We start from the raw sequence: 24,202 nt of genomic DNA, 5'->3' as shown, positions 1-24,202 counted from the left end.
GCGAGGCTAGGCCCGGGAGACGGGCGGACGCCACCCGGGCGCTCAGCGGCGCCGACGCCAGACGACGAGACCGACGACCAGCACGACGACGCCGACGGCCCCGGCCACGAGCTCCGGACGCGGGCTCCCGCCGTCGGTGGTGGCCCGGTGCCTGACCTCGGCGGCCTTGTCCCGGGCCCGGCCCTTGACGTCCAGGCGGTCGTGCAGGGCGTCCACCGTCTCGGCCAGCTGCTCGCGCTGGCGCTCGATGTCCGCCTCGATCTCGGCCGGGGTGCGGGGCTCGGTGCCGTTCCCACTCATGCGCGTCCTCCCTTGACGACGGCGACGTCCTCCCGGACGCCCTCCATGGCCCGCTCGGGGGCGGCCGGCGTGGCCGCCTGCACCCGGCTGCGCCCGAAGATCCCGGCGGCCCCCGCCGCGGCGAGGACGACGGCGGCGACGATCAGGGCCGCCACCCACGCCGGAAGCACCAGCGCCAGGGCGAGCACGGCGGTGGTCAGCAGCAGCGCCAGCCCGAAGAAGGCCAGCAGCCCGGCGGCGCTGAAGGCACCGAGGCCGATGCCGGCCGCCTTGCCCTTCTCGGCCAGCTCGGCCTGGGCCAGGCGCATCTCGCTGCGGATCAGCTCGGGCACCTGCTGCGTGAGCTGGTGGACGAGCGCCCCGATGGGCTCGTCGCCGGACACCCCGGACACCCCGGGCGGGCGCGGGTCGGTCGTGTGGTTCTCGGTCATGGGTGGCCGGTTCCCACATCCGGGCTCCTCAATCACGCCCCGGCCCACTCCCGGTGGGTCTCGACGTGAGCCGTCGGACCCACCCGATCTGAGCACGGGTACCCATGTGCCCGGGGCCGCCAGGTCGCACGCTGGGGGCATGACCACTGACATCGCACCCGGGCCGGCCCACATGCCGGCCTCCGGGCCGAGTCGGCACCAGCGGGCCGCCACACCGGCCCAGCTGGCCTGGCTCGGCACCGAGACCGCAGACTGGACGGCGCAGGGCCTGCTGCGTCCCGACCAGGCCGAGGCGATCCTCGGCCACTACCGCGCCACCCGAAGGTTCTCCCTGGGGCGCCTGCTGCTCACGCTCGGGGGCGTCTTCGTGGGGGTCGGCCTGATCTGGCTGGTGGCCGCCAACCTCGAGACGCTCCCGCCATCGGCCCGGTTCGCCGTCGTCACCGCCATCTGGCTGGCGCTGGTCGCGGCCGCGCACCTGGGCGCCGAGCGGCGCCGTACCCGCGGCCGGCACGGACCCTCGCCGCTGGTCGGCACCGGCCGACTCCTGGCCGCGCTGGCCTTCGGGGCGGTCGTCTTCCAGGCGGCCCAGAGCCTGCAGGTGCCGGCGTACGAGCCGCTGCTGATCGGCGTCTGGTCCGCGGGGGCACTCGTCTACGCGTACGCCGTCCGCGCGGTGACGCCGCTGCTGGTGGGCCTCGTGACCGGCGTGGCCTGGGTGCTCTGGCAGACCGTCGAGGCGGCGCCCTCGGAGCTCGCGGTCGTGGTGACGCTGCTCGCCGTGGCCGCCGGGGCCTCGGCGGTCTCGGTGCTGCACACGAGGTTCGGTCCCGCCGGGTTCACGGCGGCCTGGCGTGAGGCCGGCGCCCTGCTGCTGCTGGTCGGGCTGTTCGCGGCGGCGGTGCCGAGCCTGACCGCCGACGGCTTCGTGGTGACTCCCCCGCTGGTGCTGCTGGGCCTGGTCGCGGTCGCCCTGGCCGCTGCCGCGACCTACCTCGGGCGGGACACCACCCGACTGGAGCCGCCGGTGGTGCTGGCGGTCGCCGCGGTCGCCGTCGGCCTCGTGGCCTGGGAGCCGTCCCAGGCCGCCGTCTCCGGCACCGGGTCGCTCCCCGTGGGCGACTGGGCCCAGGCGGCGCTCAGCGTGGCGGCCTACGTCGCGGTGGCGACCTGGGTGGCGGTGCTCGGCATCTGGCGCGACAGCGGACGCCTGACCTTCCTGGCGCTCGCCGCGCTCGTGGTGTTCACGGTGTTCCAGAGCTTCGCGGTCTTCGCGCGGATCTTCGACGGAGCCTGGCTGTTCCTGGCGCTGGGCATGGTCCTCTTCGGCGCCGGCTTCCTGTTCGACCGCGGTCGGCGCCAGCTCGAGGCGAGCCTGGCCGGAGCGGACCGATGAGCCGCCGGCTGGTGGCCGTGACGCTGGCCGTGGTGGTCCAGCTCGGCCTGGTGGCGGTCGGCGTGGGCCCGCAGCTCTCGGCGCGGGCGCTGGGCGAGGAGTACCGCCTGCGGGTGGCGCCCGTCGACCCGATCGACCCGTTCCGGGGGGCCTACGTCGCGCTCGACTACCCGGACCTGCCCCGGCCCGACGAGGCCCGGCTCGACCAGCGCGAGGTCTACGTGCCGCTCGTGGAGAAGGACGGCGTCTGGGTCGGCCGGCGGCCCTCCGCCGAGCGCCCCGAGTCCGGGCCCTACCTGGCCTGCACGGCCGGGTGGTGGGACGGCGGCGGGTGCGGCATCGAGAGCTGGTTCCTGCCCCAGGACGAGGCGCTGGAGATGGAGCGGGCGGTCACCGGGGGCGACGCCGTCGCCACCGTGCGGATCGACCGCTGGGGCAACGCCGCACTGGTCTCGGTCGACGCCTCGTGAGCCGGCCCGAGCCTCGGTCCGCGGGGCCGAGGCTCGGGTCCGCCGGGCCGGCTCAGCCGCCGGCGACCGCCGGGATGACCGAGATCTGGGTGCCGGCCGGGGTGGGCGTCTCCAGCCCGTCGAGGAAGCGCACGTCGTCGTTGCCGACGTAGACGTTCACGAACCGGCGCAGCTCCCCCTTCTCGTCGAGCACCCGGCCCTTGATCCCGGAGTAGTTCCGGTCGAGGTCGTCGAGGACACCCGCCAGGGTGTCCCCCTCGGCGGCCACCTCGGAGTCGCCACCGGTGTAGGTGCGCAGGATGGTCGGGATGCGGACGCTGACGCTCATGGTTCTCCTCGGTGCCGTCGGGGGTCGACCTGCAGGCTCTCAGACGATCTCGGTGCGGGTGAAGGCCGCGTACGACGGGTCGATGGTGGCCGCCGGGCCGACCGAGCCGGCCACGGCGTCGAGGGTCTTGAGGCCGTGGCCGGTGTTGATGACGACGGTCTCCAGGGTCGGGTCCAGGGCGCCGGACTCGACCAGCTTCTTCAGCACGCCGACGGTGGTGCCGCCGGCGGTCTCGGTGAAGATGCCCTCGGTGCGGGCCAGCAGCACGATTGCGGCGCGCACCTCCTCGTCGGTGATGTCCTCGACCGAGCCGCCGGTCTCGCGGCAGATGTCGAGCACGTAGACGCCGTCCGCGGGGTTCCCGATCGCGAGGCTCTTGGCGATGGTGGCGGGCTTGACCGGCCGGATCGCGTCGACCCCGGCCTTGTAGGCCACCGAGACCGGGGAGCAGCCGGTGGCCTGGGCGCCGTACACCTTGTAGGGCTTGTCCTCGACCAGGCCGAGCGAGATCAGCTCCTGGAACGCCTTGTGCACCTTGGTCAGCTGCGACCCGGAGGCCACCGGGATCACGATCTGGTCGGGCAGCCGCCAGCCGAGCTGCTCGGCGATCTCGTAGCCCAGCGTCTTCGAGCCCTCGGCGTAGTAGGGGCGGACGTTGACGTTGACGAAGGCCCAGCCCTCCTCCTCGCCGGCGATCTCGGAGGCGAGCCGGTTGACGTCGTCGTAGTTGCCGTTCACGGCCACCAGGCTGTCGGTGTAGACGGCCGAGTTGACCTGCTTGGGCTGCTCGAGGTCGGACGGGATGAACACCACGGTCTTGATCCCGGCCCGCGCGCCGGCGGCGGCCACCGCGTTGGCGAGGTTCCCCGTGGACGGACACGCGAACACCGTGCTGCCGAACTCGCGGGCCGCGCTCAGCGCACAGGCGACGACCCGGTCCTTGAAGCTGTTGGTGGGGTTGGTCGAGTCGTCCTTGACCCACAGGTTGTCGATGCCGAGGGTGGCGCCGAGGTTGTGCGCCTTGAGCAGCCGGGTGAACCCGGGCTCCATGTTCGGGCTCTCCTCGATGTCGGAGGGCACCGGCAGCAGTGCCTTGTAGCGCCAGATGTTGCGCGGCCCGGCCTCGATCTCGGCGCGGGTGACCGCGGGGAAGTCGTAGGCGATCTCCAGGGGACCGAAGCACTCCGGACAGGCGTAGTGCGGTCCGAGCGCGACCTGGTGGCCGCACTCGCGGCAGGCCAGGGCGGTCGCGTTGCCGAAGGCACCGTGGCGCAGGCCGGTGGTGCCGTCGGTCGGGCCATCGGTGGTGTTGTCGGTGGGGGCCGTGCGGCCCTCCGGTGTGGTGGGTGTCGTCGCCAGCACGCTCATGAGTACCTCCCTCTCATCTGTCCCGTGGCGGACCTCGCCACGGGGCGGAATTAGCACCGTTTCCGCGACGACACCCGGTGGTCCGGGGGTCGGAGGCTCGCGGCGGTTGCCGGGACTTCACAGGGCCGTTCCCTCAGTCCCTCTCGATGAGCTGTCCCCAATGTACGAGCGGCGTCTCACCATGCGCACATCGGTCCCACATGCTGGTCGTCGCGCGCGCTACTTCCGGGCGGCGTCGGCCGTCAGCGTGCGCAGGAAGTCCAGGACCCCGTCCGGGCCGGCGACGACCACGTCGGCCAGGTCGCGCAGCGCGCTGCCCTCGTCCTCGTCGTGGTCCGCGCAGACCAGGAGGGTGTCGGCGCCGCCGGCACGCAGCTCGGCCACGGCCTCGAAGGCCTCCCGGTCGCCGAGGTCGTCCCCCACGAAGACGAACCCGCGGACCTCCGGGTCGGCGGCGAGCCGCTGCACCACCGCGCCCTTGTGCATGCCCGGGGCGCGCACCTCGACGACGTTGCGACCGGGCTCGACGGCCAGGTCGTGGGCGTCGGCGGCCGCGCTCAGGAGCGGCAGCAGCCGCTCGAAGGCTCCCGCGGGGTCCGGAAGCCGACGGGTGTGCACGGCCACCGCCAGCCCCTTGTCCTCGACGTACGCCTCGGCGGCCTCACCGCGGCGCAGGAGCCCCGGCAGCTCGCTGAGGAACGACGACAGGCCGGCCGGTGGACGGGGCGAGACCACGCGACGGTCGAAGGAGGTCCACCGCTCGTTGCCGTACTGCCCGAAGACCAACAGCTCGTGTCCGGCCTCGCCCATCGCGTCGCCGACCTCGTCCAGTCCGCCGAGCGCGAGCACCTGCCGGGCCGGCCGGCCGGTGACCACGGCCACGGCGTGGACCTGCTCGGCGAGGGCGACCAGGACGCCGGGGGCGGCGGGATGGATGCCGGCGGCCTCGGGGTCGTCGACGATCGGGGAGAGCGTCCCGTCGAAGTCCAGGCCGACGACCGTCGCCCCGGCGGACCGCACCAGGGCGGCGTAGCGTCGTTCACCGTCGGGAGAGCTGAACTCCATGGGTCAACTCAACCACGACCCCGGGCCGACGGCTCACGGCCCGGTGAGGATCACCGTCAGGCGGTCCAGGCGCATGGGCGCCACCGCCGGGTTGAGCCGGGCGATGCCGAGGTCCTTCGCGAGCAGCTTGGCGGCCGGCTCGAGCCGCTCGGGGTAGTAGACGGTCGAGGCGGGGATCGTGCCGAACCAGTTGTCCGAGCCGACGACCTTCCAGCCCGCGTCGGCGGCCTCCGTGGCGGTGCGGCCGGCCAGCCCGGCGATGCCGGAGTTGTTGTAGACCTCGACGTAGACCTCGGCCCGCTTGATCGCGACCGGCTGCCTGGTCTTCTTGGGCTTCTTCGGCTCCGTCGGCCGGACCACCGGCTCCGGAGCGGTGGCGGTGGGCGCCGGCTCGGGCCGCGAGACAGTCTGCAGCTCCTGCTCGCCGCCGGGGCGGTCGGTGGCGACGAAGGCGATCCCGGCCATGGCGACGGCCACGATGCTCAGCATCACCACGGGCGAGGGGAAGGCGACGCCACGCTCGTCGCGGGTGGGCACGATCAGACCTCGAAGCCGAGCCGGCGTGCCGAACGCTGCCGCTGCCGGGCGGCCCGGAGGCGGCGCAGCCGGCGCACCAGCAGCGGGTCCGCGGCGAGGGCCTCGGGCTTGTCGATCAGGGCGTTGAGGACCTGGTAGTACCGGGTCGCGGACATGTCGAACTTCTCGCGGACCGCCTGCTCCTTGGCGCCGGCGTACTTCCACCACTGGCGCTCGAACTCCAGGATCTCCGCGTCCCGCTCGGACAGGGCCGGTCCGTCGACCGGCTCACCGTGGTTGACCGCTGCGGCGTCCATGCACCTCGACCCTTCGCCTGACTGTCACTTGCCCGAGCGCGCGTGCGCTCGGGCTCATCCTACGCACGAAGATGACACCGTTGTCATTCGATCCCCGGCGAGTCCTCCTCCGGCTGCGCTCGCACCCGTCGGCCGCCGGCACGTGAGTCCGGCCACACCGGGCCGTCGGGGCGCCCGAATGACTGGACACCGGGAGGGACCGCCGCGAAGATCGAGCCCGGGAGGGCCTGCTGAGAGGAATTGCTGTGACCGACACGTCTCGCTTGTCCGAGCTGGACCGCTTCTCGTCGCTCTCCGACGCCGAGGTGAGGCTGATCGCCAGCCGCGGCACCGCCGTGCACATCCCGGCCAACTGGTCGCTGATCTGGGAGAAGACCCCCGCCGACAAGGCCTACATCATCCTGGACGGGCGGGTCTCGGTCCGCCGCGGCGCGGAGGAGGTGGCCCAGCTGGGCCCGGGCGACACCGTCGGGGAGAGCGCGATCGTCGCCCACCGACTGCGCAGCGCCAACGTCGTCTCGATCACCGAGCTCGACGTCCTGCACTTCACCAGCCAGGCCGTGCAGGAGCTCATCGACGAGGTGCCGACGTTCCGCGCGGCCCTGGAGCAGACCACCAGGGAACGGCTGGGCCAGGGCTGAGCGGCCGGACGGAGGACCCCAGCGGGCTCGACCCGGAGCTCTTCGCCGCGATCGAGCGGGCGGTGCTCGGACAGCGGCCCCACCTCTCCCGGGCCGAGGTGCTCGAGCGGTCGGGCGTGAGCCGGGAGCGGGCCCAGTCCCTGTGGCTCTCGTTGGGCTTCAGCCCCCCGCTGGACGACGACGAGGTGATGTTCACCGAGGCCGACGTCGAGGCGCTGGGGGCGCTCACGGCCCTCATCGACTCCGGGATCGTGGACCCGCGCACCGAGTTCGCGCTCACCCGGAGCATGGGGCGCAGCTTCGCCCGGCTCGCCGAGTGGGAGGTCGGCGAGCTGGCCGGCAACGCGCTCTCCGGGGCGGCCGAGGTCGACCCGGACACGCTCGAGGAGTTCGTCAGCCAGACCCTTCCCGAGGTCGAGCGGCTGCAGAGCTACATCTGGCGTCGGCACCTCGCCGGCGCGGCCGGGCGGCTGCTGCTGGCGGCGACCGGGGACGACGACGCGGTCACGATGACGGTGGGCTTCGCCGACATCGTGGGCTTCACCCGCCGCAGCCGCCACCTCAGCGTCGAGGAGCTCGGCTCGATGGTGGAGACCTTCGAGAGCACGGTCACCCGGGTGATCGCCGACCAGGGCGGCCAGGTCATCAAGACGATCGGCGACGAGGTGCTCTTCGCCGCCGACGACCCGCTGGCCGGCGCCCGGATCGCGCTGCTGCTCGCCGCCGGCCACAAGGCCGATGACGACTTCCCCGAGGTCCGGGTCGGGCTCGCCCACGGCCCGGTGCTGCGGCGTCTCGGGGACGTGTTCGGCGAGGTGGTCAACATCGCCTCCAGGCTGACCGGGCTGGCCCGTCCGGGCCGGATCCTCACCAACCGCGAGCTGGCCGACCGGCTGGCGGACCACCCCGACGACTTCCGGGTGCGCCGGGCCCGGACGGCACCGGTCAAGGGCTACCACCGGCTCGAGGCCTGGGCACTCAAGCCGCCGCGCCCTCCGCGAGAGCCCCGGGATCGACCGACCGACCCGCGTGAGGCCCTGGGGGCGGTCGCGGAGCGGCTCCCGCTTCCGCGCACCCACTAGGGTGCGTGGTGTGACGACTTCGGGCTCCGCAGACCTGGTGATCCTGGCCAACCGGCTCCCGGTCGACCGGGTCCGGTCGGCCGACGGCACCCTCGGCTGGCGACGCTCTCCGGGCGGTCTGGTCAGCGCGCTGGAGCCCATCATGCGCAACAACGACGGCGCCTGGATCGGCTGGCCGGGCGTGCCCGACGAGGACGTCGAGCCCTTCGTGGACGAGGGCCTGTCCCTCGTCCCGGTGCCGATGAGCGCCCAGGAGGTCGAGGAGTTCTACGAGGGCTTCTCCAACGGCACCCTGTGGCCGCTCTACCACGACGTCGTCGCCAAGCCGGAGTTCCACCGTGAGTGGTGGGACTCCTACGTCGCGGTCAACGAGCGGTTCGCGGAGAAGGCGGCCGAGATCGCCGCCGAGGGCGCGACGGTATGGGTGCAGGACTACCAGATGCAGCTGGTGCCGCGGATGCTGCGCGAGCGGCGCCCGGACCTGCGGATCGGCTTCTACCTGCACATCCCGTTCCCGCCCACCGAGCTCTTCCAGCAGCTGCCCTGGCGGCGCCAGATCCTCGAGGGCCTCCTCGGCGCGGACATCGTCGGCTTCCAGCTCAACGGCGCGGCGCAGAACTTCGTCCGGCTGGTCCGGCAACGGGTAGGGCACAAGACGCACCGCGACACCGTGTACCTCCCGGACGGGCGCACCGTGCAGGCCCGCGCCTTCCCGATCTCGATCGACACCCGGGGCTTCGAGGAGCTCGCCCGGTCGGAGTCGGTGACCCAGCGCGCAGCCCAGATCCGCGAGGCGCTCGGCAACCCGAAGACGGTCCTGCTCGGCATCGACCGCCTCGACTACACCAAGGGCATCTACCCGCGGCTGCGCGCCTACTCCGAGCTCGTGGCCGAGGGACGCTTCTCGGTCGACGACGCGGTCTTCGTGCAGGTGGCGACCCCCTCCCGGGAGCGGGTCGAGCAGTACCGCGTCCTGCGCGACGACATCGACCGGCTGGTCGGCCGGATCAACGGCGACCTCGGGCGCATCGGTCAGCCGGCGATCTCCTACATGCACTCCTCGTTCCCCCGGCACGAGATGGCGGCGCTCTACCGGGCCGCGGACATCATGGTGGTGACGCCGTACCGCGACGGCATGAACCTCGTCGCCAAGGAGTACGTCGCCTGCCGCTACGACAACGACGGTGCGCTGGTGCTGAGCGAGTTCGCTGGCGCGGCCGAGGAGCTGCGCCAGGCGTGGCGGGTGAACCCCTACGACATCAACGGCATGAAGGCGGCGATCCTCGAGGCGGCCCACGCCGACGACCGCGAGGTCACGCGGCGCATGAAGGCGATGCGCAAGACGATCATGGAGCACGACGTGGCCGGCTGGGCGGCGGCCTTCCTCGGAGCGCTGTCCGAGGTCCAAGGCACGCACAGCAAGACGCTGCGCCCGTCGCGGCGCTCCTGAGCGGCGGAGGCGGCATCGTGGGCGCACGGTTCGAGGAGCTCGACTGGTGCGACTCCCCCATCGGCGTGATCAGCCTGCGCCGCCGCCACGAGCCGGTGACCGGTCGTGAGGTGTACGAGGTGAAGATCGACGACGAGTTCCTGATGTCGAGCCTGTTCACGGTGGTGGAGATCGAGCTGGCCCGGCTCGGGCTGGCGCGCGTCGACGGCGCCGACCTCTCGGTGCTGGTCGGCGGGCTCGGCCTCGGGTACACCGCCCGCGCGGTGCTCGAGGACCCGCGGGTGCGCTCGCTCGAGGTGGTCGAGGCGGTCGCCCCGGTGATCGACTGGCACCGGCGGGACCTGCTGCCGGACACCGTCGGGCTGGCCGCGGACCCCCGGTGCGAGCTCGTCGAGGACGACTTCTTCGCCATGGTCGCCGAGCGCCGTGCGGGCCGGCGCCACGACGCGGTCCTGCTCGACGTCGACCACTCGCCGCGCAACGTGCTGCACCCCTCGCACGAGGCGTTCTACACCCCCGACGGCCTCGGCCGGCTGGCCGACCTGCTGGTGCCCGACGGCGTGTTCGGCCTGTGGTCCGACGACCCGCCGGACGCGGCGTTCGAGGCCGACCTGGCCGCGACCTTCCGCGACACCGAGACCCATGTCGTCTCGTTCCCCAACCCGCTCACCCGGGCCGAGTCGGCCAGCACCGTGTACGTCGCCCGGTCGCCCCTCGCGCCCTGAGGCCGGGCAGGCCCGGGCCACCCGGTCACCGGAGCCGGCCGACCACCTCGAGCAGGCTCCGCACGCCCGGGGGCGCGACGGCGTCGCGCCTCCACACCGCGGTCAGCGGCCGCCTCAGGTCCAGGTCCGGCACCGGCACCGCCACCAGGCGACCGGCGGCGAGGTCGTCGGCCAGCGCCGAGGCGGAGAGCACCACCGGCCCGGCCCCGGCGATCGCCGCCGACCGGAGCGCGGCGTTCGAGGCCATCTCGAAGCCGGGCGTCAGGGTCAGCGACATCCGGGCGAGGGCATGCTCGAGGGTCTCCCGGGTGCCGGAGCCGGGCTCGCGCACCAGCAGGGCGGCCTCGGCCAGCAGCCGCGCGGCCAGCGGCTCGTCGCGGTCGGCCCACGGGTGGCCGGGTGGGACGGCGACGACCAGGTCGTCCCAGGCGAACCGGCGCCGCCGCAGCGAGGAGCGGACCGTCGGCGACTCGAGGAAGCCGATGTCGGCCCCGCCCTGCTCGACCCGGTCGGCGACCTCCGTGGAGTTGGTGACCGACATCGACACCCGCAGACGAGGGGTGACCTCGGCCAGGGAGGCCAGCCAGGCAGGGGCGTGGTGCTCGGCGATCGTCATGCTGACCGCCACCCGCAGCGACGCGTCCCGCTCGTCCCGGAGGGTGGCCACGCTGCGGGAGAAGCCGTCGGCGGCGTCGAGGAGCGAGGTGGCCCAGTCGACCACCACCCGGCCGGCCGGGGTCAGCACACTCCCCTGACGGCTGCGGTGCAGCAGCACCACGCCGAGCGACCGCTCGAGGGCCGCGACCCGCCGGCTCACGGCGGGCTGGGAGAGCCCGAGCTCGGCGGCGGCCTGCCCGATGCTGCCGCACCGGGCCACCAGACCGAGCAGGTCGAGGTCGTCGAGGTCCGGCCTGCTGGTCATGCACACAGCGTATGACGTGATGCCGGGTTGCCGGCTACCGGCGACGGTCGGCACCGCGGAGCATGGGTGCATGACCCCATCGACGTCGGCGGCTCCTCCGCGGCTCCAGCAGGGTGCGGCGACCGCGGCCCCGGGTGTGACCGCGGGTCTCTGGCTCGCCTCGGCCGGCGTCCTGGCGGCCGTCGTCGCGCACCGGTTGCTGCCACAGGTGGGGGTGCTCACCTTCGCCGTGCTGTTCGGTGCCGCGCTCACCAACCTGGGACTGCTGCCCGCCTCGGCGGCACCCGGGCTCCGGCTCGCGACCCGGACCCTCCTGCGGGCCGGCGTGGTCCTGCTGGGGTTCTCGCTGCCCCTCGGCGCGATCGTGGCGCTCGGAGCACCGGTCGTCGGCCTGGTCGTGGTCACCCTGCTCACGACGCTCGCGGGCACGTTCTGGCTGGGGACGAGGCTCGGTCTCGGCCGGCCGCGCAGCCTCCTGATCGCCACCGGCTTCTCGATCTGCGGCGCCTCCGCGATCGCCGGCATGCAGCGGACCGCGGAGGCCGACGAGGACGACGTGGCCCTCGCCGTCGCCATGGTCACCGTCTGGGGCACGGCCGCGATGGTCGCCGTACCGCTGCTCCAGGGACCGCTCGGCCTCGACGACGCCCAGCTGGGGGTCTGGGCCGGTGCCGGCGTGCACGAGGTCGGCCAGGTGGTGGCGGCGGCCGGCCCGGCCGGGGCGGCCGCCGTGGCGATAGCGACCGTGGTCAAGCTGACTCGGGTCCTGATGCTGGCACCGGTCGTCGCCGGGGTCGCCGTCCTCCGCCGACGCGAGCTGGCCCGCGGCTCCGACCGGCGCGCCGGGTCCGGCGCCTCCGCTCCGCTCACGGGCGAGCTGCCGCCGCTGGTCCCGGCGTTCGTGGTCGGGTTCCTGGCCTGCTCGCTGCTGCGGACGGCCGGACTGGTCCCCGACGTGCTGTTCGCCCCGGTCGAGACGCTCCAGACGCTGACCCTCGGAGCGGCCCTGTTCGGGCTCGGGACCGCGGTGCGGCTCGCAGGACTGGTCCGTGCGAGCGGCCCGGCCCTCGTGCTGTCCGGGGCCTCGACCCTGATCGTGGCCGGCGTCTCCCTGGCCGGCGTCCTGCTCGTGGTGTGAGCACGGCCCGGCGGGCGGACGCCCGAAGGCCCCCCGCGACGGGTCGCGGGGGGCCTTCGGGTCCTGCTCGATCCTCAGCTGGGCACGAGGCCCTCTCGTCGGCTGCCCGAGATCAGTTGCTGAAGTCGTTGTCGCCCGGCGGGATCGGCGTGCCGTCGACCGTGAACGTGCCACCCGGGGGCTGGTTGAACACGTTCGGCCCGACCGGTGCGGTGTTCCCACGGATCGTGACCCCGGTGGTCCGGATCGTGCCCACGGCGCTGTTCCAGAGCCCACCACCCTCGTTCGCGGCGGCGTTGTTGGTCACCGTCCCGCCGTCGTAGTCGACCCGACCGTTCCCGGAGACGTGCAGACCGCCACCGTTGCCCGGGTTGTCACCCGCGGTGTTGCCGAACATGTCGACCCCCTCGAGGGTGACCTCCCCGGCGTTGGTCTCGATGCCACCGCCGGCGCGCTCGGCGTCGTTCTGCCGGAGCACGGTGTCGCCCATCCACAGCAGGCCGCCCTCGTTGAAGACGCCGCCGCCCGAGCCGGACGCGCCGGTCGCGGAGTTGCGCTTGATCTTCGAGTCGAGCACGTTGAGGAAGCCGCCGTCGTTGAACAGACCGCCGCCGCCGTTGGTCGCGTCGTCGCCCTCGGCGACGTTGCCACGGACCACGAGGTCCTCCAGACGCATCTCCCCGGTCACGCTGTTCCAGAGCCCGCCACCTTCGCTGCCGGCCCGGTTCCCGACCACGGCGCCGTGGATGTAGGTGACCTTCGAGCGACCGGTCACGTGCAGGCCGCCACCGTTGCCGGGGGCCGTGCCCGCCTCGTTGCGGACCAGGTCCGTGCGTCGCAGGCTGACCGGTCCGGAGTTGGTCTCGATGCCGCCCCCGGCCCGCTGGGCGTCGTTCGCGCGGAGGGTGGTCCGACCGAGGCGCAGGAAGCCGCCGTTGTTCAGGACGCCACCGCCGGAGCCGGCCGCACCGCTGGCGGAGTTCCCGGAGATCGAGGAGTGCCGGGACTTGAGGAAGCCGCCGTCGTTGTAGAGCCCGCCGCCACCGTTGTCCGAGTCGTCGCCGTCGGCAACGTTCTCCTCCACGTCGACGTAGTCGAGCAGCATCCGGCCCCCGGCGCTGTTCCACAGGCCGCCGCCCTCGAGCGAGGCGTAGTTGCCGAACACGGTGCCGCGGACGTAGTCGACGACACCGGCACCGCTCACGTGCAGACCGCCGCCGTTGCCCGGGTTGGCGCCGACCTCGTTCCGGATCAGGTCGGTGCGCCGCAGGTCCACGGTGCCCGCGTTGGTCTCGATGCCGCCACCGGCCCGCTCCGCCTCGTTGTCCCGCACCGTGCTGCGGCCGAGCCGCAGCCGGCCGGCGTCGTTGAGGACACCGCCGCCGGAGCCGGAGGCCCCGGTCGCCGAGTTCCCCTGGACCAGGGACCGGCGCACGTTCAGGAAGCCGCCGTCGTTGAACAGCCCGCCGCCACCGTTGGTGGCCTCGGCGCCCTCCGCGACGTTGCCCCGGACCTCGGAGCGGAGCACCACGAAGGTGCCCGCCGCGGAGTTCCACAGGCCGCCGCCCTCGGCGGTCGCGGTGTTGCGCAGCACGTCGGAGTCGGTGACCTCGACCCGGCCCTCGCCGGTCAGGTGCAGGCCGCCGCCGTTCCCGGGGGTCGGGCCCGCGCTGTTGTTCACCAGCCGCGAGCCGAGCACCCGGGTGGTGCCGGCGTTCGCCTCGATCGCGCCCCCGGCGCGCACCGCGGCGTTCCGCTTGAGGATGCTGCCCTCCACGAGGAGGGTGCCGCCGTCGTTGAACAGCGCCCCACCCGAGGCGCCCGCCCCCTCGACCGCGTTGCCCACGGCCACCGAGTCGCGTACGACCAGGCTGCCCGTGCTGCGGACGGCGCCACCGCTCTCGCCCAGCGCCGGGGCGCCGCCGCGGAGCACCAGGCCCTGCAGCGTGAGCGCGACGTCCCCGGTGACGTCGAAGACCCGGTCCACCCCGTTGGCGTCGATCGTCTTGCCGGAGCCGAGCACGGTGAGCTCGTCGGTGACGTCGAGGTCACCCGTCTGCGGACCGTCCGGCCCCGGGATCGCCTCCTCGGGCGAGGAGCCGAACGTGATCGAGGCCCGGAGCACGATCCGGTCGGCCCCCGGGTTCTCGTTGGCGTCGACCACCGCGGCGCGCAGCTGGGCCTCGGTCCGCACCTCGTAGGTGGTCGCGGCCGCCTGGGCCGGAGACATGACGGCCGCGGCGCTCAGTGCCAGCACGCCGGCCGCACCTCCGGCCACGGTCCTGAAGCTTCGTTTTCTCACGAGATTCCCCTTCACGAGCGGATCCGACGACCGGAGGCGAAACACATGTGGCTCTCACATGGCTGACCCGCGCTGGCGATCCCTACGGATGCCGGGGGCGCCCCGTTCACCGCATCGCCGGCGGATGCCGCGTGTCGAGCGGCCCCGGGAGCCCGGCGTCCGGCACGGTGAACGCGGAGCCGACCGCCGCCGTAGACAACCCGACCGGTCGAGACGAGGGGTACGAGGCGTGGACGAGGTCGTGGTCGCGGGGCTGGGCAGCGAGGACGAGGTGTATGCCGCGTACCTGCTGCACGGGCCGGAGCTCTACCGCTTCGTGCTCCGCGGCCTCGGCGACGCCGGCGCCGCCCAGGACGTGACCCAGGAGACCTTCCTGCGCGCGTGGCGGGCCGCCGACCGGTTCGACCCGGCGCTGGCCTCGCTGCGGGTGTGGCTGTTCGCGATCGCCCGGAACGCCATGATCGACCACGCCCGCGCCGCCAGGGTCCGACCCTGGCAGCGCAACCTGATGGACCCGCCCACGGCCGAGGCCGTCGGGCGGAGCGCCGAGGACCCCACCGAGCAGCTGCTCCTGTCCTGGGTCGTCGAAGAGGCTCTGCAGCGGATCTCCGAGGAGCACCGGACCGCGATCGTGCACACGCACCTCAGGGAGCGCCCGTACGCCGAGGTGGCCGCCGAGCTGGGCGTTCCCGTGGGTACCCTCCGGAGCCGCGTGTTCTACGGCCTCAAGGCGCTCCGGGTGGCCATGGACGAGATGGGAGTGTCACCGTGATCGACGACGAGTCGCACCGCCGGCTGCGCGAGCAGCTGGGCTCCTACGCCCTCGGCCACCTGTCCGGCCAGGAGTCCGCCGCCGTCCGCGCCCACCTCGACGGGTGCCCGGCCTGCCGTGCCGAGCTGGCCGAGATCGAGCCGGTGCGCCGGGGCCTGGACTTGGTCGACCCTGGGCTCCTCGCCGACCCGCCGACGCCGCCGGCCTGGCTGGGCGAGCGGATCCGGGAGCGGGTGGCCGCCGAGCGGGCCGCCCGGCCGGTGCCGCCCCCGGTCTCCGCCTCCCGGACCTCGGTGCGGTCCTTCCGTCGGCCGGCGGCGGGCCGCGTCGTACGACTCTCGGCCGCCGCGGCGGTCCTGCTGGTGGCCGCCGGCGGCGGCGCCGTCCTCGGCCGGGCCACCGCCCCCGAGCCGGCGGCGGTCCCGATGGAGCAGATCGCCCTGCGTCCGGCCGGGGACTCCGGCCTGGCCGTGGAGAGCGCGATCCTGGTCCCGCACACGTGGGGCGTCGAGGTGCGGTTCACCGGCACCGGCTTCGCCGAGGGCGTGGTCTACCGCGCCGCGGTGCGGTCGGCGGACGGCACGACGACCCCGGCCGGCGAGTTCGTGGGCGCCGGGACCGGGGTCAGCGTGACCTGCAACATGCAGTCGGCCCTGCTGCGCGACGAGACCGTGCGCTTCGTGGTCAGGGACGAGGCGGGCGAGCGGGTTCTCACCGCGGACCTGCCCGCCCCGTCCTGAACCTCGGGCCTCAGACCTTGGCGTCCTCGACCACCCGGTCGTGCCGCAGCGAGCTGCCGCTGGTCTCCTTCGCGAAGAGCACGGCGGCCACCGTGATGACGCTCGCGACCGCGACGTAGACCCCGACCGCGGTGGTGTTGCCGTCGTTCACGTCACCGAGCAGCTTGAGCGCGATGATGGGGGCCAGCGCGCCCGCGAAGATCGACGCCAGCTGGTAGCCGACCGAGGCGCCGGTGTAGCGGACGGTGGTGCCGAACAGCTCGGAGAAGAACGCCGCCTGCGGGGCGTACATGAACGAGTGCAGCACCAGACCCACGACGACCGCGAGCAGGATCAGGTTCGGCGACCCGGTGTCGACCAGGTCGAAGAACACGAACGTCCAGACGCCCACGCCCACGGCGCCGATCAGGTAGAGCGGCCGGCGGCCCACCCGGTCCGAGAGCGCGCCGATGGCGGGCACCACGAAGAACTGGATGGCGGCACCGATCAGCAGCGCCTTGAGGATGATCGACTTGTCGAGGTCGGCGAAGTCGGCTGCGTAGGTGAGCACGACGACGGTGAAGATGTAGTAGGAGATGTTCTCGGCCATCCGCATCCCCATGGCGATGAGCACCTCGCGGGGGTAGCTGCGGATCACCTGCAGCAGCGGCATCTGACCGGGCGAGCCCGCGTCCGCCGCCTTGGCCTCCAGCTCCGCCTTGGCCTCGGTGAACACCGGGGACTCCTCGATGGAGAGCCGGACCCAGAGCCCGAGGATCACCAGCACCGCGCTGAGCAGGAACGGCACCCGCCAGCCCCACTCGAGGAAGGCCTCGTCGCTCTGCACGGCGGCGAGCACCCAGAGCACGCCGGTGGCGAGCAGGTTGCCGAGCGCCACGCCGGCCTGCGGCCAGGAGGACCAGAAGCCTCGCTGGTCGTCGCGACCGTGCTCGGCGGCCATCAGCACCGCGCCGCCCCACTCGCCGCCGACCGCGAAGCCCTGGATCAGCCGGCAGACCACCAGCAGGATCGGGGCGAAGATGCCGATCGCGGCGTACGTCGGCAGCAGGCCGATCGCGAACGTCCCGAGCCCCATCATCAGCAGCGAGACGACCAGCATGGTCTTGCGGCCGACCTTGTCCCCGAAGTGGCCGAAGACGATCCCGCCGAGCGGGCGGGCGACGAACCCGAGCGCGTAGGTCATGAACGCGTACAGGGTGCCGTTGGTGCCGCCGATCTCACCGAAGAACACCTCGCCGAAGACGAGGGCGGCGGCCGAGCCGAAGAGGAAGAAGTCGTACCACTCGACGGCGGTGCCGACGAGGCTGGCGCCGACGATCCGGACGATCGAGCGCCGGCCCGGGTCGGTGCCCGGGTCGTCGGCGGTCTGGGCGTGGGTGGTCATGTCGTGTCCTTTCATGCGGCGGTCCAGCCGCCGTCCATCAGGTGGGAGGTGCCGGTGATCGAGTCGGTGCCGGGGCCGCAGAGGAAGCCGACCATCCCGGCCACCTCGTCGGGCTCCACGAGGCGCTTGACCGCGGTGCGGGCCAGCAGCACGTCGTGCAGCACGTCGGACTCGGCGATGCCGTGGCTGGTCGCCTGGTCGGCGATCTGGTCCTCGACGAGCGGCGTGCGCACGTAGCCGGGGCAGACGGTGTTGCTGGTGACGCCGCGCCCCGCGCCTTCGAGCGCGAGCACCTTGGAGAGCCCCTCGAGGCCGTGCTTGGCGCTCACGTAGGCCGACTTGTACGCCGAGGCGCGGTGCCCGTGCGCCGACGAGACGTGCACGAGCCGACCCCACCCGGCGGCGTACATGCCGGGCAGGAGCGCGCGGGCGAGCAGGAACGGGGCCTGCAGCATGACCCGGTGGATCGCGGCGAAGGCGACCGGCTCGAAGTCCTCGACCGGCGCGACGTGCTGGAAGCCGGCGTTGTTGACCAGGATGTCGGCGCGGATCTCGGTGCCCAGGCCGAGGGCGTCGATCTCGCGCGGGTCGCCGAGGTCGGCGACCAGGTGCTCGCCGCCGACCTCCGCGGCGACCTCCTTGGCCTCCCGCTCCTCGCGGTCCAGCACGAACACGTGGGCGCCGTCGGCGGACAGGCGGGCGGCGACCGCGCGGCCGATGCCGCTGGCGGCACCGGTGACGAGGGCGGTGCGGCCGGTCAGGGGCGCAACGGATTCAGGCATGCCGGGGACGCTACTGACCCGCGATCACCCTCGACCATGTGTGGAGAGCACACATCCAGCGCCGTCATGTGTGCCGAGGGTCAGGCCCTCAGGCAGTGCAGGCGCAGCGCGAGCTGCACGTCGAGGGCCCGGTCCGGCTCCCGCCAGCCGGCCCCCAGCAGCGAGCCGACCCGCTCGAGTCGCTGGGAGACGGTGTTGGGGTGCACGTGGAGCGCGGCCGCCGCCGAGCGCAGGGAGCCCCCGGCCGAGAACCACGCGGCCAGGGTGTCGGCCAGCTCCGCGCCCCGCCCGGCGTCGTAGGCCAGCACCGGACCGAGGACCGCGTCCACGAAGTCGTCGAGCTCCTCGCGGCCGCTGCTGCCCAGCAGCAGGCGGGCCAGTCCGAGGTGCGGCGGGTCGCTGACCTCCCCGTCCCGGCCGAGCGCGAGCAGGGTGTCGACGCAGCGGCGCGCCTCGGCATGACCGGCCGGGACACCGTCGCTGCCGGGCACGGCGACCACGCCGACGGTGACCCGGTCCGGCTCCGCGCCCACCCGGGCCCGGAGCGCCTCGCCCACCTCGAGCGCCTCGTCCCCCGGCACCAGCAGCACGACGTGGCCCTCGTGGGCGGCGGCCAGGCCGTGCCGCTCCCGGGCCAGCCGGCCTGCCATCCGGGCCGCCCGGTGCAGGTCCGCCCCGGCCACGCGGGCGACCGCCAGGACGCCGGGCTTCTCGACCTCCGCGCCCTGCCTGCGGGCCCGCTCCCGCAGCCGCTCCCTGTCGAGCTCCCGACCGGCGAGCAGGTCGACGAGCAGCTCCCCGCGCACCCGCTCCTCGGCCTCCGCCTCGGTGCGGGCGAACAGCAGCACCAGGGCGGTGACGATGGCGCCCCGCTCCAGGGTCCGGCGCTCACCCTGCTCCAGGGGGCCGGTGCGCACCAGCAGGGTCCCGAGGTGTCCCTCGCCGGCGGCGGCCACGGCCACGTAGGTGCCCGGCGCGAGCTCCACCGACCTGCCCGAGCGCAGCGCCTGCTCCACCGCCGCGTCCAGCCCGGGGACGTCCTCCGGCTCTCCCGCGAGCAGGCGCTGCGCCTCGTCGTACACGGTGACCTGACCCCCGAGCACCCCGGCGAGCACCTCGGCGATCTCGGCGACCCCGCCGCCGTGCAGCAGCACGTCGGTGAGCCGGTCGTGGGCGCGGGCCGCCCCCTCCACCTGCTCCGATCGGCTGCGCAGCAGCGCGTTGGCCTCGTCGGCGGCGTCCACCGCCGCCCGTGCCTGCTCGAACAGCCGGGCGTTCTCGAGGGCCACCGCGGCGTGCGCCGCGAACGACGTGAGCAGGGTGACCTCCCCGGGCGGGAACGGGCGCACGGTCCGGTGCACCGCGAGCAGGGCCCCGATCACGTGGCCGTCGACGACCAGCGGCACCCCCAGGATCGCCCGGATCCGCTCGCCGGCCACGGCGCTGTCGATGTACTCGCGGTGCACGAAGCGCTCGTCGACCTGGTAGTCCTCGGTGAAGTACGGCGCCCCGGCCTGGGCGACCAGCCCGAGCAGGCCGGTGCCGAGCGGCAGCCGCAGCTCCCGGAACTCGGGCGTCAGGGCGCCGTCGGTGACCTTCATGTAGGAGGCGCCCTCGGCCTCGTCGTTCAGGGAGAGGTAGGTCATGTCGGCGTGCAGCAGCTGCCGCGCCCGACGCACGATCGCGCCCAGGATCGTGTCCAGGTCACGGATCGCGGTCAGGTCTCCGGCGGTGTCGTAGAGCGCCGACAGCTCCGCCTCCCGGCCACGGTGCCGGGCCACCCGCTCCCGGACCTGCAGGGCGAGGGCGTGCTGCTCGGCGGCGGCGTCCCCGAGCCGTTCGCGCAGCCGGTCGCACAGCTCGTCGTACGCCGCGGGCGGGGCGTCCTCGTAGAGCAGCTCGAGGAAGGTCTCCGCCATCAGTCCCGCACCGGGGCGTTCCACGTCATGGACTCAGGTGTAGCCGCACTCCCCGGCGATGTCGAGCGTCGGGTACTTTTCGCCCATGGATCTGATCCCGAAGCCCGATCAGGTCGTCTCCGCCGCCAGCAACGTCGCGCACAAGGTGCTCTACGGCGGTCTCGCCGATCTCCGGAAGATGCCGCGCACGCTCATCGACGAGGGGATGCTGCGCCAGCTCTACCACTACCGCCCGGCGGGTCGGGTCAAGGAGGACGGCGACCCGGTGCTGCTGGTGACGCCGTTGGCCGCGCCCTCGTCCTGCTTCGACCTGCGGCGCGGCTGCTCACTGGTCGAGCACCTGGTCACCGAAGGGCACCCGACCTACCTCGTGGAGTACGGCGAGGTGTCGTTCCGCGACCGCAACCTCGGGATGGAGCACTGGATCGACGAGGTGGTGCCGGAGGCGATCCGGCACACCTCGGAGCACGCCGGCGGCCGGCCGGTGCACGTGGTCGGCTGGAGTCTCGGCGGGATCTTCGCCACCCTCGCCGCCGCCGACCAGCCCGACCTGCCGATCGCGTCGATGACCGTCGTCGGCTCGCCCTTCGACGTCTCGAAGGTGCCGATGATCGCGCCGCTGCGGCCCCTGCTGAACCTCACCGACCGGTCGCTGTTCGGCCTCACCGACGGCCGCGGCCCGGTGACCCGGCTCTACCAGACCCTCGGCGGGGCGCCCAAGCCCCTGGTCCGCTGGGTCTTCCAGCTGACCGCCGCCCAGAAGCTGGTGACCAAGCCGCTGGTGCAGCTGCAGAACCTCGACGACACCGACTTCCTGGCCCAGATCGAGGCGGTCGACGCGTTCACCGCGAACATGATCGCCTACCCCGGCCGCACCTTCGGGCAGCTCTACCACCGGTTCGTCAAGACCAACGACCTCCAGCACGGCGCCATGGACCTGGGCGACCGGAGGATCGAGATCAAGGACCTCGACAAGCCGGTCCTCGTCTTCGGCGGCTCCACCGACGGCATCGCGCCGATCCCGTCGGTGCAGGCGGTCGTCCCGCTGCTGACGGGGGCACCCGAGGTGCGCTTCGAGGTGGTGCCCGGCGGCCACCTGGGGATGCTCACCGGCCGCGGGGCGCGGCGTACCACCTGGCGGGTGATCGACGAGTGGATCGAGCGCTGGTCCAGCGACGCGGGCTCCTCGGTGGCCGAGGCTGCGGCGGGGTCGAAGCCGGCGGGGTCGAAGCCGTCCGGGGCGAAGCCGGCGGGTTCCAAGCCGGCGCGGTCCAAGCCGGCCGGGTCGACGCGCAGCCGGAAGCCGGCCCCGCGCGCTCCGAGGCCCGGCGGGAGCGGCGCCTCGCCCGACTCGATCGGTGCGAACCCGAGCCGTCGCTACGGTTCCGGCGGCTCCCGCTCGCTCGCCCCCTGACCCCGGATCCTTCGGAGTGGCGGCGAGGCCGGGGGCGCTCCTCGATCGGCCCTCGCCTTCGACCCGTCGGTCCTAGGTTGTCGGCTCCAGCGCCCAGTCGACGGGACCGCCGCCCTGCTCCTCCAGCATCCGGTTGACGCGGCTGAACGGGCGGGAGCCGAAGAACCCGCGCCGCGCGCTCAGGGGTGACGGGTGCGCCGACTCCACCCACGGCACCGGGCCGAGCATCGGCTTGAGCGACTGGGCGTCGCGGCCCCAGAGGATCGCGGCCAGCGGTCCGCCGCGGCGTACCAGGGCCGAGATCGCGCACTCGGTGACCTCCTCCCAGCCGCGACCCCGGTGCGAGGCCGGCTCCCCCGGTCGGACGGTCAGCACCCGGTTGAGCAGCATCACCCCGGAGTCGGCCCAGGCGGTGAGGTCGCCGTGCCCGACCGGGGCCAGGCCGAGGTCGTCGTGGAGCTCGGCGTAGATGTTGGCCAGGCTGCGGGGGATCGGGCGCACGTCCCGGGCCACGGCGAAGCTCAGCCCGATCGGGTGGCCGGGGGTCGGGTAGGGGTCCTGACCGACGACGAGCACCCGTACGTCGGCCAGTGGGCGGGCGAACGCCCGCAGGACGTGCTCGCCGTCCGGGAGGTACGGCCTGCCTGCGGCGAGCTCCGCACGCAGGAAGCCGCCCATCGCGGCGATCCGATCCTCGACCGGCGCCAGCGCCTCGGCCCAGTCCGCCGCGACCAGCCCCCGGGTCACCAGCCCGTCCAGCGTCCCCCGCGTCTCGTCCACGCTCCCGCACCCTACTCGCCGCGGCGATCCCCAAGAGATTGAATGATGAACTACTCTGGTCTCGTGAACGCGCGAATGCCGGCCCTGTACATCGGACACGGGGCTCCCCCTCTGCTCGACGACCCGGTGTGGTCGGGACAGCTGGCGGCGTGGGCCGAGGACCTGCCGCGACCGACGGCCATCCTCATCGTCAGCGCGCACTGGGAGTCGGCTCCGGTGAGCCTGACCGCCTCCGGCGCACCGCTCGTCTACGACTTCGGCGGGTTCGCGCCGAAGTACTACGAGATGACCTACCGCACGCCCGACGCGTCGGCGCTGGCCGCTCGGGTGGCGGCGATGATGCCGGACGGCGAACCGGTCCACCAGCACACCAGCCGGGGTCTCGACCACGGCGCCTGGGTGCCCCTGAAGATCATGTACCCCGCCGGGGACGTGCCGGTGCTGCAGATGTCCCTGCCGACGCAGGACCCCTACCGCCTCCTCGCCCTCGGCGAGCGGCTGCGCCCCTTGCGCGACGAGGGGGTGCTGATCATCGGCTCCGGCTTCCTCACCCACGGCCTGCCGTTCCTGCGCGACTTCAGCCTGGACGCGACGCCGCCGGGCTGGTCACGCGAGTTCGACGCCTGGGCGGCCGACGCCCTGGCCCGGGGCGACGTGGACGAGCTGGCGGCGTACCGCACCCGCGCGCCCGGGATGCCCTACGCCCACCCGACGGTCGAGCACTACACGCCGCTGTTCATCACGCTGGGCGCGGCCAGCCGTGCCGACGAGCCCGGGGAGCAGCTGGTCGACGGGTTCTGGCTGGGGCTGTCCAAGCGGTCTCTGCAGGTGGCCTGACCCCGACACTGGCGACGGGTCGACGTGCTTGGGGCCGACACTGGCGACGGGTCGGCGTGCCTGAGGCCGACACTGACGACGGGTCGGTTTGCCGGGAGGGGGACGGGGCCCAAGGATGGGACCATGCGCGTGCTCTCGATCCAGTCCTCGGTCGCCTACGGCCACGTCGGCAACTCCGCGGCCGTGTTCCCCCTCCAGCGGCTCGGGCACGAGGTGTGGCCGGTGTTCACCGTCCACTTCTCCAACCACACCGGGTACGGCGCGTGGCGCGGTCCGCTGCTCGCCGCCGACGACGTGCGCGAGGTCATCACCGGGATCGAGGAGCGCGGGGTGCTGGGCAGCGTCGACGCGGTGCTCTCCGGGTACCAGGGGGGCGAGGACATCGGCGAGGTGATCCTCGACGCCGTCGCCCGGGTCAAGGCGGCCAACCCGGAGGCGACGTACACCTGCGATCCGGTGATGGGCAACGCCAGGAGCGGCTGTTTCGTGCAGCCGGGCATCCCGGTCCTGCTGCGTGAGCGCGTGGTGCCGGCGGCGGACGTGATCACCCCGAACCAGTTCGAGCTCGGCTTCCTGACCGGCACCGAGCCGCTCTCCCTGGAGAGCACCCTGGACGCCGTCGACCGGGCCCGGGCGATGGGGCCGCACACCGTGTTGGTGACCAGCGTCGAGCGCCCGGACCGACCGGAGGGGACCATCGAGATGCTGGCCGTCGACGACTCCGGGGCCTGGATCGTCCGGACGCCGCTGCTCCCCATCAAGGCCAACGGCTCCGGGGACGTGACCGCCGCGCTGTTCACCGCGCACCGGCACGAGACCGGGTCGATCGCCGAGGCGCTGGCCCGCACCGCCTCCAGCGTCTTCGGACTGCTGCAGGCCACCCACGACTCCGGCGAGCGCGAGCTGCAGCTGGTCGCGGCCCAGGAGCACTTCGCCTCGCCGGCCGGGCAGTTCGAGGCCCGGCAGGTGCGTTGAGCGCCCCCGCACCCAGGGATCGGAGCCGGTGACAGGAGTCGAACCCGCGACATCCTCATTACAAGTGAGGCGCTCTACCAACTGAGCTACACCGGCGCGCGCCCGGCACGGGCGGCGGCCACATCGTAGTCACCGCGCCGCGTCGCGC

The 24,202-nt window shown here is 73.6% G+C and carries 25 protein-coding genes, 1 tRNA gene and 1 riboswitch; of the genes, 12 read left to right on the top strand and 14 right to left on the bottom strand.

The genetic code is table 11. The annotated features are described in order from the left end of the window. Positions 1-42: 42 nt before the first annotated feature. Together IE331_RS02115 and IE331_RS02110 are read right to left on the bottom strand one after the other, a co-directional pair. Entirely contained in the window at positions 43-300 is a 258-nt protein-coding gene (locus IE331_RS02115) for a DUF3618 domain-containing protein (protein ID WP_192140020.1), read from the bottom strand. After that, positions 297-731 carry a phage holin family protein gene (locus tag IE331_RS02110; RefSeq protein WP_192140018.1) on the bottom strand — a complete coding sequence of 145 codons (435 nt, stop codon included), beginning with the start codon at positions 729-731 and terminating at the stop codon, positions 297-299. Before IE331_RS02110 ends, IE331_RS02115 begins: the two co-directional genes overlap by 4 nt. Positions 732-870: 139 nt before the next feature. Between IE331_RS02110 and IE331_RS02105 the strand changes: the two genes are divergently transcribed. Together IE331_RS02105 and IE331_RS02100 are read left to right on the top strand one after the other, a co-directional pair. Continuing rightward, the gene (locus tag IE331_RS02105) at positions 871-2,127 is read left to right on the top strand and encodes a DUF2157 domain-containing protein (RefSeq protein ID WP_192140016.1); all 1,257 of its coding nucleotides are present in this window, start codon (positions 871-873) and stop codon (positions 2,125-2,127) included. After that, a complete protein-coding gene (locus IE331_RS02100; RefSeq protein WP_192140014.1) occupies positions 2,124-2,597 on the top strand; it encodes a GDYXXLXY domain-containing protein in 474 nt (157 codons plus the stop codon). Before IE331_RS02105 ends, IE331_RS02100 begins: the two co-directional genes overlap by 4 nt. Before the next feature lie 52 nt (positions 2,598-2,649). Here IE331_RS02100 and IE331_RS02095 read toward each other — a convergent pair whose 3' ends face one another. The 5 genes from IE331_RS02095 to IE331_RS02075 all read right to left on the bottom strand — a co-directional run bounded on the left by IE331_RS02095 (position 2,650) and on the right by IE331_RS02075 (position 6,191). Beyond that, on the bottom strand, positions 2,650-2,925 hold the full coding sequence (locus tag IE331_RS02095) for a MoaD/ThiS family protein (RefSeq protein WP_192140012.1): 276 nt from the start codon (positions 2,923-2,925) through the stop codon (positions 2,650-2,652). A gap of 39 nt (positions 2,926-2,964) precedes the next feature. Beyond that, positions 2,965-4,293 carry a threonine synthase gene (gene thrC / locus IE331_RS02090; RefSeq protein ID WP_201930926.1) on the bottom strand — a complete coding sequence of 443 codons (1,329 nt, stop codon included), beginning with the start codon at positions 4,291-4,293 and terminating at the stop codon, positions 2,965-2,967. Between the two features lie 10 nt (positions 4,294-4,303). Continuing rightward, positions 4,304-4,446: riboswitch (SAM riboswitch) on the bottom strand. Positions 4,447-4,512: 66 nt separating this feature from the next. Continuing rightward, the gene (gene otsB / locus IE331_RS02085; RefSeq protein WP_192140010.1) at positions 4,513-5,358 is read right to left on the bottom strand and encodes a trehalose-phosphatase; all 846 of its coding nucleotides are present in this window, start codon (positions 5,356-5,358) and stop codon (positions 4,513-4,515) included. Positions 5,359-5,391: 33 nt separating this feature from the next. Further along, a complete protein-coding gene (locus tag IE331_RS02080; RefSeq protein ID WP_192140008.1) occupies positions 5,392-5,895 on the bottom strand; it encodes a LytR C-terminal domain-containing protein in 504 nt (167 codons plus the stop codon). Positions 5,896-5,897: 2 nt separating this feature from the next. Further along, on the bottom strand, positions 5,898-6,191 hold the full coding sequence (locus IE331_RS02075; RefSeq protein WP_192140006.1) for a DUF3263 domain-containing protein: 294 nt from the start codon (positions 6,189-6,191) through the stop codon (positions 5,898-5,900). A gap of 245 nt (positions 6,192-6,436) precedes the next feature. Here IE331_RS02075 and IE331_RS02070 point away from each other — a divergent pair, with 245 nt between their 5' ends. From IE331_RS02070 to IE331_RS02055, 4 genes are all read left to right on the top strand, one after another. After that, a complete protein-coding gene (locus IE331_RS02070; protein WP_201930924.1) occupies positions 6,437-6,832 on the top strand; it encodes a cyclic nucleotide-binding domain-containing protein in 396 nt (131 codons plus the stop codon). A 62-nt stretch (positions 6,833-6,894) separates the two neighbouring features. Continuing rightward, a complete protein-coding gene (locus tag IE331_RS02065; protein ID WP_192140004.1) occupies positions 6,895-7,914 on the top strand; it encodes an adenylate/guanylate cyclase domain-containing protein in 1,020 nt (339 codons plus the stop codon). 10 nt (positions 7,915-7,924) lie between these two features. Beyond that, entirely contained in the window at positions 7,925-9,364 is a 1,440-nt protein-coding gene (locus tag IE331_RS02060; protein WP_318646751.1) for an alpha,alpha-trehalose-phosphate synthase (UDP-forming), read from the top strand. Between the two features lie 17 nt (positions 9,365-9,381). Further along, on the top strand, positions 9,382-10,089 hold the full coding sequence (locus IE331_RS02055) for a spermine/spermidine synthase domain-containing protein (protein WP_192140000.1): 708 nt from the start codon (positions 9,382-9,384) through the stop codon (positions 10,087-10,089). A gap of 25 nt (positions 10,090-10,114) precedes the next feature. Here IE331_RS02055 and IE331_RS02050 read toward each other — a convergent pair whose 3' ends face one another. Further along, positions 10,115-11,011, bottom strand: coding sequence for a LysR family transcriptional regulator (locus IE331_RS02050; protein ID WP_192139998.1), 897 nt, complete (start codon positions 11,009-11,011; stop codon positions 10,115-10,117). A gap of 70 nt (positions 11,012-11,081) precedes the next feature. On the opposite strand from IE331_RS02050, the gene IE331_RS02045 reads away from it, so the two are divergent. Beyond that, positions 11,082-12,149 carry a YeiH family protein gene (locus IE331_RS02045; RefSeq protein WP_192139996.1) on the top strand — a complete coding sequence of 356 codons (1,068 nt, stop codon included), beginning with the start codon at positions 11,082-11,084 and terminating at the stop codon, positions 12,147-12,149. Between the two features lie 112 nt (positions 12,150-12,261). Here IE331_RS02045 and IE331_RS02040 read toward each other — a convergent pair whose 3' ends face one another. Next, on the bottom strand, positions 12,262-14,451 hold the full coding sequence (locus IE331_RS02040; protein ID WP_192139994.1) for a hypothetical protein: 2,190 nt from the start codon (positions 14,449-14,451) through the stop codon (positions 12,262-12,264). A 229-nt stretch (positions 14,452-14,680) separates the two neighbouring features. On the opposite strand from IE331_RS02040, the gene IE331_RS02035 reads away from it, so the two are divergent. Further along, a complete protein-coding gene (locus IE331_RS02035) occupies positions 14,681-15,223 on the top strand; it encodes a sigma-70 family RNA polymerase sigma factor (RefSeq protein ID WP_201930922.1) in 543 nt (180 codons plus the stop codon). Further along, entirely contained in the window at positions 15,220-15,963 is a 744-nt protein-coding gene (locus IE331_RS02030) for a zf-HC2 domain-containing protein (RefSeq protein ID WP_192139990.1), read from the top strand. The genes IE331_RS02035 and IE331_RS02030 overlap by 4 nt, the downstream gene beginning before the upstream one ends. 10 nt (positions 15,964-15,973) lie before the next feature. Here IE331_RS02030 and IE331_RS02025 read toward each other — a convergent pair whose 3' ends face one another. From IE331_RS02025 to IE331_RS02015, 3 genes are all read right to left on the bottom strand, one after another. Continuing rightward, positions 15,974-17,347, bottom strand: a complete 1,374-nt coding sequence (locus IE331_RS02025) for an MFS transporter (protein WP_192139988.1) — start codon at positions 17,345-17,347, stop codon at positions 15,974-15,976. Positions 17,348-17,358: 11 nt separating this feature from the next. Next, on the bottom strand, positions 17,359-18,129 hold the full coding sequence (locus tag IE331_RS02020; protein WP_192139986.1) for a 3-hydroxybutyrate dehydrogenase: 771 nt from the start codon (positions 18,127-18,129) through the stop codon (positions 17,359-17,361). Between the two features lie 80 nt (positions 18,130-18,209). Next, entirely contained in the window at positions 18,210-20,072 is a 1,863-nt protein-coding gene (locus IE331_RS02015; RefSeq protein ID WP_201930919.1) for a helix-turn-helix domain-containing protein, read from the bottom strand. A 61-nt stretch (positions 20,073-20,133) separates the two neighbouring features. Here IE331_RS02015 and IE331_RS02010 point away from each other — a divergent pair, with 61 nt between their 5' ends. Beyond that, on the top strand, positions 20,134-21,462 hold the full coding sequence (locus IE331_RS02010) for an alpha/beta fold hydrolase (RefSeq protein WP_201930917.1): 1,329 nt from the start codon (positions 20,134-20,136) through the stop codon (positions 21,460-21,462). A 72-nt stretch (positions 21,463-21,534) separates the two neighbouring features. Here the strand turns inward: IE331_RS02010 and IE331_RS02005 are convergent, their stop codons facing one another. Beyond that, positions 21,535-22,242 (bottom strand): uracil-DNA glycosylase, encoded by a 708-nt coding sequence (locus tag IE331_RS02005; protein WP_201930915.1) that lies wholly within the window; start codon positions 22,240-22,242, stop codon positions 21,535-21,537. Between the two features lie 63 nt (positions 22,243-22,305). Here IE331_RS02005 and IE331_RS02000 point away from each other — a divergent pair, with 63 nt between their 5' ends. Together IE331_RS02000 and pdxY are read left to right on the top strand one after the other, a co-directional pair. After that, on the top strand, positions 22,306-23,079 hold the full coding sequence (locus tag IE331_RS02000) for a dioxygenase family protein (protein WP_201930913.1): 774 nt from the start codon (positions 22,306-22,308) through the stop codon (positions 23,077-23,079). Positions 23,080-23,202: 123 nt separating this feature from the next. Further along, entirely contained in the window at positions 23,203-24,054 is an 852-nt protein-coding gene (gene pdxY, locus IE331_RS01995; protein WP_192139984.1) for a pyridoxal kinase PdxY, read from the top strand. Positions 24,055-24,077: 23 nt separating this feature from the next. On the opposite strand, the gene IE331_RS01990 is transcribed toward pdxY, so the two are convergent. Beyond that, positions 24,078-24,150, bottom strand: a tRNA-Thr gene (locus tag IE331_RS01990). Between the last annotated feature and the right edge of the window lie 52 nt (positions 24,151-24,202).

This window comes from Nocardioides donggukensis, assembly GCF_014842875.1.
GTDB classification, from domain to species: domain Bacteria; phylum Actinomycetota; class Actinomycetes; order Propionibacteriales; family Nocardioidaceae; genus Nocardioides; species Nocardioides donggukensis.
The sequence above is the reverse complement of the archived record's forward strand: the minus strand, read 5'-3'. Positions and strand labels throughout refer to the sequence as shown.